Origin of the sequence: Kitasatospora sp. NPDC004614, from assembly GCF_042873675.1 — a bacterium.
Taxonomy (GTDB): Bacteria; Actinomycetota; Actinomycetes; order Streptomycetales; family Streptomycetaceae; genus Kitasatospora.
On sequence record NZ_JBIALR010000005.1, the window covers coordinates 1 to 11,883 of the forward strand.

Consider the following 11,883-nt stretch of genomic DNA (forward strand, 5'->3'; position numbering starts at 1 on the left):
CCTCGGACTCGCCCACAACGGCACCACCTGGCAGATCCAGACCGCCACCTGACGGCACGGCCCGGATCAAACCAAGATCTTCATCAGCCTTCTAGGCAGTGTCCTGGCGATCACGGGCGGAGCCGGATGATGAGCGTGGCTGCGGTGACGGTTCCGATGGGAAGTGGAGGAGCGGCCCGGGCCGGGTCAGGCCAAGTGGGTGGTGGCGTAGTACTCGATCGCGGTGTGCTGGTACTCGGCCAGGCCGGGAGTGACGGCCTCGTAGGCGGCGCGCCAGGACGGGTTCTGGACGCAGCCGAGGCCCATGGCGCGGAACTCGTCGGGCGTGACGGGGTGCAGTTCGGCGAGCGAGCGGTACTGGGCGTCGATCTCGGCCTGGACGGAGTCGGCGGAGGCCGGGGTGCCGGCCGCCAGCAGCTCCGCGAGGCGGATCATCCCGGCCGTTCGCTCGCGCTGGCCCGCCCGGAGCTCGGCGGCGTCCATCGTTGCGCTGCGGCGGTCGGTCGCCTCGGCGAGCTCGGGGAAGTTCTGGAGGCCGTCCTCGTACTGGTCGGGCTGGACGCCCTCGAAGAGGTTCTCCGGGCGGTTGATGGTCATGGGCTGGCCGTCCTTTCGGGATCGTTCCAGGTCGGCGAGGGTTCGGGCGACGGTGGCGGCCAGGGTGTCCAGCCGGTCCCGTTCGGCGAGGAGACGGCGGTGGTGGCCGCGCAGGGCCTCCACCTCGTCCACCTGCTCGGAGAGGATCCGGCCGATCTCCGGGAGGCCGACGCCGAGGGCCCGCAGCACCAGGATCTGTTGCAGCGTCAGGAGCTGCGTCTCTTCGTAGTGCCGGTGCCCGTTGGCGGCGATCCGGGCCGGCGGCAGCAGGCCGATCTCGTCGTAGTGCCGCAGCGTCCGGGCGGTCACGCCCGACAGCCGGGCCACCTCCGCGATCGACAGGTCCATCGTCCTCGTTCCGTGCCTTCGTCTCGCCGGGCCGGTCGTTCCGGCCTTGCTGACGACCGTAGAAGCTGCCGCAGCGTCAACCGCAAGCCCGGCTAGCCGCAACGCCGTTCAGTTAGGCGGGGGAGTTGTTGGTCAAGCCGGTGAACAAGGCAGCGGAGCTGCTGTAGAAGAGGTCTGTCACTCCAAGACATCCTCACCACAGGAGCTCCGCTGCCTTGTTCACCGGCTGCCATATCAAGGACTTTCGGGGTAGCGGCAGGGGTGTTCGCGCCAGGTCACATCGGTGAGCTGACGCGGATCGTGCCGTTCGAGATGGTCGACGAGGTGCTGACGCAGACCGGCGCGGTGCAGCGCAGGGTCCGGCTGGTGCCGGCGCGGGTCACGGTGTACCTGCTGCTGGCCGCGGCGCTCTTCACTGGGTTGGGCTACCAGCAGGTGTTCGACCGGCTGTGCGCCGGGCTGACGGGCCCAGCCCTGGTCCGGCCCAGCGGCAGCGCTCTTCGTCAGGCCCGTCAGCGGCTGGGGCCGGCACCGATGAAAGCGCTGTTCGACCTGGTGAAGGGCCCTGCGGCCACCATCGCTGCCGCCGGGCGGTGGCGGGGGCTGAGAGTCGTCGCGGTCGACGGCACCCTGCTGTCGGTCCCGGACTGCCCGGCCAACCTCGCGGTATTCGCTCGCCAGCGGCTCGGCAACGGGATCTCGGGCTACCCGCAACTGCGTCTGGCCGCGCTGGTCGCCTGCGGGACCCGGTCGGTGATCGGGGCTGTCTTCGGTCCGGCCACCACCGGCGAGCTGGAGTACGTCCGCCGCCTGGCAGCGGACCTGCGGGCGGGGATGCTGCTGCTGGGTGACCGGAACTTCGTCTCCGCCGCACTGCTGAACCACCTGGCCGCCACCGGCGCCGACCTGCTGGTGCGCTGCGAGTCGATGACGGCCGCCACCCGGGGCCCGGGGGCAGGACCAGCGGGCGCGGCTCGCCGCCGATGCCGACGGACGGCTGCTCGCCTACGAGTTGGAGGTCGAAGCCGACGTGGGAGCCTACCCCCACCTCGGCGCCGGGCTGCCGATGCAGACCGCCTGGATGGCCACCGGCCCGTACGCGACCCCGCAGGTGCATGCGACCGTCCGTTCGGTGCTGACCAACACCATGGTGACGTACCCGTACCGCGGTGCCGGCCGGAGGCGGCGATCGCGCTGGAGCGGTGCCATGGACCAGCTGGCTCGTGAACTCGACATCGACCCGGCCGAATTGCGGCGGCGCAACTTCATCCCGCCGCACCGGTTCCCGTACCGGACACCCACCGGCCGGTGCTACGACAGCGGGAACTACGCCGCCGCGCTGGACCTGGCGCTGGAAACCCTGGACTACCCCGGGTGGCGGGCCGAGCAGGCCCGGCGCCGAAAGGATCCCAACGCGCTGCCGCTGGGCATCGGCCTGTCCTGCTACGTCGAACGCTCCGGCGGGGAACCCGGCGGACTGCACGAGTTCGGCGGCGTCGAGGCCGCGGCGGACGGCACGGTCGTCGTCCGGTGCGGTCGTCGTCCGGTGCGGCGCGGCCTGCGCCGGCCAGGGGTGCGAGACGGTCTTCCCCGCGCTGGTGGCCGAGGCCCTGGGCGTGGACGCGAGCCGGGTCCGGCTGGTCGAGGGGGACACCGGCGAGCAGCCCGAGGGCCTGGGCTCCTTCGCCAGCCGATCCGCCCAGGTGGCCGGCGCGATGCTGCGGCACACCTCGCGGCTGCTGGTCGCCGAGGCGCGGGAGCGGGCCGCGCGGCTGTGGGACGTACCGTCCGAGGCCGTGGGCTGGTCCGACGGCGCCGCACAGCTCGGCCCGAGCGGCTCGCAGGCGATCGGACTGGCCGAGCTGGTGCGGGCCACCGGGCCGCTGCGGGTGGACGACCGGTTCGAGACCGGCATGGCCTTTCCCTTCGGTACCCACGCGGTGGTGGCCGAGGTCGATCCGGAGCTGGGTACCGTACGACTGCTGCGGGTGGTGGCCGTGGACGACTGCGGAGTGCAGCTCAACCCGGTGATCGTGCGCGGGCAGGCCTTCGGGTCGGCGGTACAGGGCATCGGCCAGGCCCTGTACGAGGGGATCCCCTACCGGGACGACGGCGTACCCCTGTTGGCCTCCGGGCTGCTGGACTACCTGCTGCCGACCTTCACCGAAGTGCCGTCCATCGAGGTCAGGGACACCTGCACCCCGGGCCCTGGCACGCCACTGGGCGCCAAGGGGGCGGGTGAGTCGGGCTGCATCGGCACTCCGGCCGCGGTCGTCAACGCCGTGGTCGACGCGCTGCGGATCGCCGACCCCGACCTGTTGCAGATGCCGCTCACCCCGGATGTGGTGTGGCGGGCGGCCCGTGCCCCGAAGCTCACGGAGGCGCCCCGATGAAGCCAGCCTCCTTCGACTACGCCGCACCGCGCACGGTGCCCGAGGCCGTCGAACTGCTCGGCTCCGCGGACGGGACGGCCCAGGTGCTCGCCGGCGGGCAGAGCCTGACCGCGGAACTCCGCGGTGCCACCCGCCAGTCCGCTGCCGCCAAGGCGGAAGCTGACCTTCTGGACGCCGTGGCCCGCGACCAGCAGGCCTGCGACCACCCGCAGCAGGAGAAAGCCCGTGTTCATGATGGACTCCGGTCGAGTTCGGTCGCGGCCCGTCAGCCGGCGGCGTGCGGGCTGACCATGGCCTGGGCGTAGACGACACCCATGCCGTAGGCGCCGCCGTGCTCCTTGACCAGGTCCGTCACTGCGACGTAGGTCTCGGTCCGGGCCCAGTCGCGCTGGAGCTCCAGCAGCACCTGCACCCAGGTGACGGGCACGGCGCCGGCCGCGGTCATCCGCTGCAGGGCGTGCTCGTGCGCCTGCGGGCTCACACCGCCGGAGGCGTCCGCGACCACGTACACCTCGTAGCCCTGATGCAGCGCCGAGAGCGCCGGCAGGACCAGGCAGACCTCGGTCCACAGGCCGGAGAGGATGATCTTGCTGCGGCCGGTCGCCTTGACCGCCTCGACCAGCGCCGCGTCCTCCCAGGCGTTCATGCTGGTCCGGTCGATCAACTTCTGCTCGGGGAAGACCGCCCGCAACTGCGGGAGGATCGGCCCGGAGAAGGACTCCGCCGCCACGGTGGAGAGCACCACCGGCACGTCGAATATCTTCGCGGCCTTCGCCAGGCCGACGGTCGAGTTGATGACGGCGGTGCGGTCGCCGCTGCCGGTGCCGAAGAACATCTGCGGCTGGTGGTCGACGAACAGCATCATCGCGTTGTCCGGGGTGAGCAGATCGGGGCTCGGGGCGGCGTGGACCGTGTCGAAGTCGACCATGATTCTTCTCTTCTCTCGGAACGTCAGGGAGTCGATGAAGCGCCGGGCCCTGTCGGACCGGCGGGGCGGCACGCTGGACGACGCTAGGGCGCTTCGCACGGCATGGCTGCCCGCTCCGTGCCCCGGGACTGTTCCGGCACTGCACCGACCGCGGGCCTCGGGGGGTTTGCCGAGGGGGAGCCGTGCGCTGAGAGGCAATCGGCGATGCACTGCGAAGGCACTGCGGACGCGGCCGGCCGCCTAGGTTCGCCGGGTCGTCCCACCGGACTGCCCGAGAGAGGAACCCCGTTGTCCGCCATGCCCGTTGCCGGAGTCCGCCCCGGCGCTCCCGAGGAGCCCGCCGACCTCGTCGTGCGCAACGCCAAGGTGCACACCAACGACCCACGCGGCCCCCGGGCCAGTGCCGTGGCCGTCCGGGACGGACTGGTCCAGGCGGTCGGCCTGGCGCGCGGCCCGCGGTCTCGCCCTCCCGGAGCAGGGCGCGGCGCCGCTGGACCCGTGCTTCTTCTGACGATGCGACAACTCGGAGAGGAGGCGTCATGACCACGCCCGCAGGTGATCCCCGCACCGTCCCGCCACAGGTTCCCGGACCACAGGTTCCCGGACCACAGGTTCACGACCGTCATCCGCTGGCGCTGGCCCTGTTCGCCCTCACCGCGGTCAGCGGCCTGATCGACGCGGTGAGCTACCTCGGCCTCGGCCACGTCTTCACCGCGAACATGACCGGCAACGTGGTCGTCATCGCGTTCGCGCTGGCCGGAGCACCTGGCTTCTCCGTCGCAGGCTCGCTGACCTCGCTTGGCGCCTTCCTCGCCGGCGCGGTCCTGGCCGGCCGCCTCGCGGGGCGGTACGCCACTACGCGGCGCGGCCGGTGGCTGCGCGCGGCCCTGGTCCTGGAGGTCTCGCTGCACGGCGCGGCCGCAGCCGTCGCCTTCGTCCGGGGTGTCGACGGGGTCGCGCAGTACACCGTGATCGCCCTGGTGGCGGTGGCGATGGGCATCCGCAACGGCACCGTGCGCGCCCTCGCCGTCCCCGACCTCACCACCACCGTCCTCACCCTCACCCTGACCGGCCTCGCTGCCGACTCCCGCCTTGCCGGTGGCACCGCGCCGCGCCAGCGCCGCAGGGTCCTCGCCGTCGCCACCATGCTGGCGGGCGCCCTGCCGGGTGCGGTCCTGGTGCTGCACGGCCAGATCGCCTGGGCCCTGGTGGCCAGCGCGGTACTGGCCGGCGCCACCGTCCTGCTCAACCGGGAGTGAGACGGCACCACTTCGCTCGGCTCCCCACCCGCGCCGCGTCCCTTCCGGAGACCTCATGCCCTCAACGGCCGCCTTGGAACTGTCCCGATGGCAGTTCGCCATCACGGCGATCTTCCACATGTCCTTCCCGGCCCTCACGGTCGGCCTCTCCGTGCTGCTCGCCGTCGTGCAGACCGTTTACGTACGCACGGGAAACCCGCTCTATCAGCAGATCTTCCGCTTCTGGAAGAAGATCTTCGCGGTCGGCTTCGGCCTCGGCGTCGTCGCGGGCACCGTGATGACCTTCGAGTTCGGCCTCAACTGGGGCGTCTTCGCCCACGCCGTCGGACCCGTCATCGGGGTGACCATCGGCATGGAGGTCATCACGGCCTTCTTCCTGGAGGCCGGCTTCATCGGCGTGATGCTCTACGGCGAGGGCCGGGTCAAGCCGCGGACCATGGCCTTCGCCTCCTGGATGGTGGCCTTCGGCACCCTGCTGTCCACCACGTGGATCCTGTCCGCCAACAGCTGGATGCAGGCCCCGGCCGGCTACACCGAGACGGCCGGCCAGTTCCACCCGAGCGACTGGGGCAAGGTCCTGCTCAACCCGGCCTTCACCTACCGCTTCCCGCACATGCTGCTGGCCGTGCTGATCAGTGCGAGCTGGTTCGTCGGAGGCATCTCCGCCTGGTACCTGGTCAAGCAGCGCCGGGCCGCGCTGCCGTTCGCCCGCCGCTGCCTGTCCGTCGCCCTCGGCGTGCTCGCCGTCCTGATGCCGGTCCAGCTGTACATCGGCGACGCCACCGCCATCTTCATGGCGCAGCACCAGCCCGCGAAACTCCAGGCGTTCGAAGGCAACTGGCGCACCGACAACAACGGGTACAACGTGGTCGTCATCCCCGACACCGACCGGGGCACGAACGATCTGCGCATCACGGTCCCGCACCTGGGCGCGGTGATCGGCCACGATCTCACCGGCGAGGCCGCGGTGCCCGGCCTGCTGGAGACCCCGCCCGACCAGCGGCCCAACATGTGGAGCACCTTCTACGGGTTCCGGGCCATGTACTTCACCGCCCTGGCCATGTTCGCCACCGCCCTCGCGGGGCTGGTGCTGCGCCTGCGGAGGCGACTGTTCGACTCCCGTCGCTTCCTGCGCTGGATGGTCTGGATGACACCGGCCGGTGTCATCGCGATCACCGGCGGGTGGATCACCGCCGAGGCGGGGCGCCAGCCCTGGGTGGTTTACGGCAAGCTGCGCACGCAGGACGCGCTGTCGCACTTGAGTACCGCGCAGGCCGCGACCACCCTGACCGCCTTCGTGCTCCTCTACGCGGCCCTGCTGGCCATCTGGGTCCGCTACATCGTCCGTACCGTCAAGGCCGGACCCGACCTGCCCAAGGGTGAAGCCGCGACGGCCGCCCCCGGAACGGAGGCCTCCGTTGCTTGAGTACGCCACCTACGCACTCGTCCTGCTCTCGCTCGGCATGTACGTCGTCTTGGACGGCTACGACCTGGGCGTCGGCATGCTCAGCCTGTTCGCCAAGGGGGAGAGCCGGCGCGAGTACGGCGAGCTGATCGCCACCGCCTGGGACGCGAACGAGAGCTGGCTCGTGCTGGCCGGTGTGGCCCTGTGGGCCGGGCTGCCCGGCGTCTACGCGACCGTGCTCCCCGGGGTCTACCTGCCGCTGATCGGCATGCTCCTCGCGATCATCCTGCGCGGCATGGGACTGGAGTTCCAGAGCGCCGCCGCCGGCTACCGGCGCGGCTGGGCCCTGCTGTTCGGCGCCTCCTCGCTCGCTGCGACCCTCTGCCAGGGCCTGGTGCTCGGCGGCGTGCTCTCCGGACTGGAACAGCGTGACGGGTCGTTCAGCGGCGGCGCCTTCGACTGGCTCACCCCCTACAGCCTGCTGTGCGCACTCGGCCTGGTGGCGCTCTACCTGCTGGCCGGGGCCGCCTGGCTGCAGGACAAGACCGAAGGTGCCGCCCGCGAACGCGCCGGTCGAGCCGGGCGCCCGCTGCTGGCGGCCACCGCCCTGGCCGCGCTGATCCTCGGGTTCGGCCTGCAGGCCGCCGACCCGCAGGAGTTCGGGTTCGACGAACCGGTGCGCGCGGCACTGTTCTGGACTGCCGTCGCCGGGGCGGCGGCCGCGGGCGCGGTGGCCTGGTACGGCTTCGGACGGCGGCCCGACTGGCGGCCGTTCGCGGGTGTGGTCACCGCCCAGGTCTGCGGCCTGCTCGCCCTGGTGGCCGCGACCGCGCCGGTGGTCGTCCCGCCCGGACTGACGCTCCATCAGGCGTCCAGCCCGCCCGGCTCGCAGACCTTCCTCGTCGTCGGCGTGGGATTGTGCATGCCGGTGGTGTTCGCCTACAACGCGTACGCCTGGTGGGCCTTCCGGGGCAAGTTCACGCAGACCCCGGAGGCGCCGCTCGACCCGCTGCGGGTGCGCACGGGGGCACCCCGCCAAGCCCGGCCCGAGCCGGGCGGCTTCGTGGTCGTGGTCCGGCGCGCACTGCTCACCGTGCTGGGCGTCGGGTTGGCGGCCGTGTCCCAGGACGTCTTCGGTGGCGTTGCGACCTGGATCGATCCGCTGGGCGTCACGCTCCTCTCGGCGGCGGCCCTGGCCGCCTGGATCATCAGCGACCGGAGGGACCAGCGGGACGGGGTCTTCGATCTCGACCCGGACGACCAGGACCCCGTTCGGACGGGGACGTGAGCACCTCGACCGCCCTGCTGACCGAACTCGGCGACGCGCGCGTCCGGGACCAGGATGACGAGGTGTCGGCCCGGTTGCACGCGTGGGCCGAGCCCGGCCGCGCGGAGTTGCGGCGGGCGGGCCTGCTGCGCGGTCTGGCTCCGCTGGGCACCGTGCTCTGGGCGGCCGGTCTGGCCTGGGCGGCGCAGCGCGGGCTCACCGGCCAGCACGGCGGACGGCTCCCGGTACGGGTCCTGCCCGGCGCCGGGCTCGTGCTGGCCGGTGTGGCGGTCCGGGCCGCGCTGCTGGCCACCGCCGACGCGGCGGCCGCGCGCGGCGCCCGCCGGGTGCGCGCGGCACTGCGCGAGCGCCTGCTCGCCGCAGCTCTGCCGGCGCGCGGCCCCGCCCGGCCCGGCAACGGTGACGCCGCCCTCGCCGAGTCCCTGACCGGCGAGGTCGCCCGGCTGACCGAATGGCTCACCGAGTACGTCCCCGCTCGCACCACGATGTTGCTGGGCAGCGGTCTGACCTTGGCCGCCATCGCGGTTCGCAGCTGGTTCGTAGCACTGATCCTGGTCATCGCCACCCCGTTGCTGCCGGCCAACCTCAAGGTCATCGGCCTCGGTACACAGGCCGCCGTGCACGCGCAGCTCACGGCGGTGCGCCGGCACGGCGCGCGCCTGCTCGACCACCTGCGCGGCCTGCCCACCCTGATCGGACTGGGCGCCCGGGAGACCGCCGCCGTCGCGCTGCGCGAGGACGACGAGGAACTGGCCAGTCGCACCCAGGCGGTGCTACGGGTCGCCTTCCTCTCCACCGCCTGGATCGAGCTGCTGATCACCGGCACGCTCGCCGTGGTGGCGACCTACTGCGGACTGGCGCTCCTCGACTACCTCCAACTGCCGTTGGTGCCAGGCCGGATGAGCCTGGCCACCGCGCTCTTCGTGCTGGTGCTCACCCCCGCCTACTTCGCCCCCGCCCGCGACCTGGCCCGGGGCTACCACGCCCGAGCCGAGGCCCGCGCCGCAGCGGAGCTGATCGAAGGGATACTCGCCGGCACCGGCAATGACGGCGACGATCCGGACCCGCCCGCGCCGACCCGGCACACCGGCGGCGCGGTCGGCGTGCACCTGGACCATGTGACGGTCCGCCATCCCGATCGTACGGAGCCGGCACTGGACGACGTGAGCCTCCAGCTGGCCCCCGGCGCCCTCGTCGCCGTCACCGGGCCCAGCGGCGCGGGCAAGTCGACCCTGCTCGCCCTCGCCGCGGGACTGGCTCAACCCACCTCCGGAACCGTCGCCCACGAGTGGGGCGGCACCTTCCGGCCGCCGTCACCCGCCTCGGTCGCCTGGGTCGGCCAACCCGCGCACCTGCTGCCCGGCACCGTCCGCGAGAACCTGCTCCTCGCCCGACCCGATGCCAGCGACGAAGCACTCTCCGCCGCCTTCCGCACGCTCGGCTTCGGCGACCTGCTCGCCGACCTGCCGGGCGGTCTGGACACCCCGCTCGGCGAGCGGGGCAGCGGGCTCTCCTCCGGTCAGTCCCAACAACTCTCCCTGGTCCGGGCACTGCTGCGGGACGCCCCGCTGCTCTGCCTGGACGAGCCCACCGCCCACCTCGACCCGGTGGCGGAGGCCCGCGTGGTGGCGGCCCTGCGCACGCTGACGCGCGGCCGGAGCGTGCTGCTCGCCACCCACAGCCCCGCGCTGCTCCCGCTCGCGGACCGGACGATCCTCCTGGACCGGGGAAGGACGCGATGAACGCCTGGAAACTACTGCGCCACTCCATGCCCCGCCGCGACCTGGCCGTCGCCATCGCGTTGGCCGCGGCGGCGGAACTGAGCGCAGCGGCGCTGCTGGGCCTGTCCGGCTGGTTCCTGACGACCTGCGCGCTGGTGACCCTGCTGGCCAACACGACCTGGTCGTGGATGTACCCGTCGGGGACGGTCCGCGCCCTCGCCCTGCTGCGCACGTCGCTGCGCTACCTCGAGCGGCTGGTCAGCCACCGGGTCGTCCTCGCCACGACCGTGACCCTGCGCGGCCGCCTGGTCCGGGGTGCGGGTGAACTGAGCGCGCGCGAGCTCCGAGCCCAGCGCGACGGAACCCTGCTCGCCCGCCTGACCGCCGATGTCGAGACGGTGGCCGGCCTGCCCGCCCAGGTCGTCGCGCCACTCGCCGGCTGCGCGGTCACCGCGGTGCTGGTGGAGGCGCTGCTGCTGCGGGCGAGCCCGACGCTCGGTGCGGCCGAGCTCGCGGTGTTCGCGGGCGGCACCTGGTGGGCGATCCGCACCGGCCGCCGGGCCCGGCGGCACCTCGCAAGCGCGGCCGCCGCGCGGGCCGGCGCCGGGACGGACCTGATCGCCGCCCGGACCGCCTTCAACGAACTGCGCTGCCTGGACGCGATCCCGCAAGCCCGAGGCGTCGTCGCGACGGCGCTGGAGCACGAGGAGGCGGCTGCCGCCGCCGCGGCAGCCGAGCAGCGCAAGGGCCGCCTCGGCCTGAGGCTGCTCGCCGCCCTCGGCCAGGGCCTCGCCCTGCTTCTCGCGCTGCAGGCAGGCGCCTGGTCGCAGCCGGTGGCCGACGCCATCGGCGAGGTGCTGCTGCTCGCGGCGGTGTGGGACCTACTGGAGCGCCTTCCGCAGCTGCTGCAGGAGCTGGCGGCCGCCCAGGACGCGGCAGCGCGTCTCGGCCCGCTCGGTGCGACCACCGCCGACCGGCAGCCGCCCGCGCCGACGCGGCGCGGCCCGGTGCTAACCGTGATGGACCTGCCCGCTGCCAACGGCGGGCGGCCACTGTCGTTCACCGTCCGCGCTCCCCGGCTGATCGTCGTCACCGGCCCGAACGGCAGCGGGAAATCCACGCTCCTCGGGCAACTCGCCGGACGGCTGTCGACCACCTCCGGCCGGGTACGGCTGGACGGCGCCCCTGTCGCGGACCTGCCCGCCGAGGCCGTCGCCGACGTGCTCACCCTGGTCGAGGCCGACGACTGGCTCGCCGACACGACCGTCGCGGCCAACTTGCGCCTGGCCGCACCACTCGCCGACCCGGAGCACCTGCGTGCCGCGCTGGCGACAGTCGGCCTCGGCGCCCTGCCCCTGGACACCCCGGTCGGCCCCGCCGGCCGCGCGCTCTCCCAAGGACAGCGCCGCCGCCTCGCCGTCGCCCGCGCGATCCTGCGCCGGCCGCGCATCCTGCTGCTCGACGAACCCACCGCAGGACTCGACCGGCCGACCGCCGGGGCACTGCTGCGCGAGCTGCGCCGGGCGCTGCCCGACTCGGCCCTGGTCCTCGCCCTGCAGGACCAGGACCTTGCGCTGCTCCCGTGGCACCCGGACGTCGCGGTCGACCTGGCCGGCACGACGGCTCCTCAACCGGCCTGCGAAGCCGGGGGATTCCTACACGGGGCGAGAGTCGCCCCGGGCAGGACGGGGGCCGGGAGGCGATCCGGAACGTCCTGACCGTCGGCGCCCGCACCGACCTCGCCATGTTCGACGGTTACCGGCCCCTCGCCGCCGGCGGCGACCGCTCACCACCGCCAACGCCACCGGCACCGCCCACACTGCCCTCACCCCTGAAACCGTCCAGGCACTCCTGGTCCACGAGGCACGCTGGCCCACCGCGATGACCGACGGCGGCAAAGACTTCGCGCGCAACGTGCTGGCCGCTACGGCTGGGGAGTGCCGA

The 11,883-nt window shown here is 73.1% G+C and carries 8 protein-coding genes and 3 pseudogenes; 8 read left to right on the top strand and 3 right to left on the bottom strand.

Going from position 1 to position 11,883, the window contains the following annotated elements; all coding sequences use genetic code 11:
- Positions 1-186: 186 nt before the first annotated feature.
- Complete coding sequence (locus ACFYST_RS13830) at positions 187-945, bottom strand: MerR family transcriptional regulator (RefSeq protein ID WP_387861952.1); 759 nt, start codon at positions 943-945, stop codon at positions 187-189.
- Between the two features lie 261 nt (positions 946-1,206).
- Here ACFYST_RS13830 and ACFYST_RS13835 point away from each other — a divergent pair.
- From ACFYST_RS13835 to ACFYST_RS13845, 3 genes and pseudogenes are all read left to right on the top strand, one after another.
- Positions 1,207-1,869: pseudogene (locus ACFYST_RS13835) on the top strand (IS4 family transposase); the annotation flags it as partial.
- Between the two features lie 73 nt (positions 1,870-1,942).
- Positions 1,943-2,152 (top strand): annotated as a pseudogene (locus ACFYST_RS13840) (molybdopterin cofactor-binding domain-containing protein); the annotation flags it as partial.
- 16 nt (positions 2,153-2,168) lie between these two features.
- The gene (locus ACFYST_RS13845; RefSeq protein WP_387862590.1) at positions 2,169-3,338 is read left to right on the top strand and encodes a xanthine dehydrogenase family protein molybdopterin-binding subunit; all 1,170 of its coding nucleotides are present in this window, start codon (positions 2,169-2,171) and stop codon (positions 3,336-3,338) included.
- Between the two features lie 89 nt (positions 3,339-3,427).
- Here ACFYST_RS13845 and ACFYST_RS13850 read toward each other — a convergent pair.
- Together ACFYST_RS13850 and ACFYST_RS13855 are read right to left on the bottom strand one after the other, a co-directional pair.
- Positions 3,428-3,571: pseudogene (locus tag ACFYST_RS13850) on the bottom strand (DoxX protein); the annotation flags it as partial.
- A gap of 32 nt (positions 3,572-3,603) precedes the next feature.
- Positions 3,604-4,266 carry a hydrolase gene (locus ACFYST_RS13855; RefSeq protein ID WP_387861954.1) on the bottom strand — a complete coding sequence of 221 codons (663 nt, stop codon included), beginning with the start codon at positions 4,264-4,266 and terminating at the stop codon, positions 3,604-3,606.
- A gap of 539 nt (positions 4,267-4,805) precedes the next feature.
- Between ACFYST_RS13855 and ACFYST_RS13860 the strand changes: the two genes are divergently transcribed.
- Genes ACFYST_RS13860 through ACFYST_RS13880 form a run of 5 tightly spaced genes read left to right on the top strand, consistent with a single transcriptional unit; the run spans position 4,806 to position 11,657 of the window.
- The gene (locus ACFYST_RS13860) at positions 4,806-5,525 is read left to right on the top strand and encodes a YoaK family protein (RefSeq protein ID WP_387861956.1); all 720 of its coding nucleotides are present in this window, start codon (positions 4,806-4,808) and stop codon (positions 5,523-5,525) included.
- Between the two features lie 55 nt (positions 5,526-5,580).
- On the top strand, positions 5,581-6,951 hold the full coding sequence (locus tag ACFYST_RS13865) for a cytochrome ubiquinol oxidase subunit I (RefSeq protein WP_387861959.1): 1,371 nt from the start codon (positions 5,581-5,583) through the stop codon (positions 6,949-6,951).
- Entirely contained in the window at positions 6,944-8,218 is a 1,275-nt protein-coding gene (locus ACFYST_RS13870) for a cytochrome d ubiquinol oxidase subunit II (RefSeq protein WP_387861962.1), read from the top strand. The genes ACFYST_RS13865 and ACFYST_RS13870 overlap by 8 nt, the downstream gene beginning before the upstream one ends.
- Positions 8,215-9,960, top strand: a complete 1,746-nt coding sequence (locus ACFYST_RS13875) for an ABC transporter ATP-binding protein/permease (RefSeq protein ID WP_387861965.1) — start codon at positions 8,215-8,217, stop codon at positions 9,958-9,960. The genes ACFYST_RS13870 and ACFYST_RS13875 overlap by 4 nt, the downstream gene beginning before the upstream one ends.
- Positions 9,957-11,657, top strand: coding sequence for an ATP-binding cassette domain-containing protein (locus tag ACFYST_RS13880; protein ID WP_387861968.1), 1,701 nt, complete (start codon positions 9,957-9,959; stop codon positions 11,655-11,657). Before ACFYST_RS13875 ends, ACFYST_RS13880 begins: the two co-directional genes overlap by 4 nt.
- Positions 11,658-11,883: the final 226 nt, after the last annotated feature.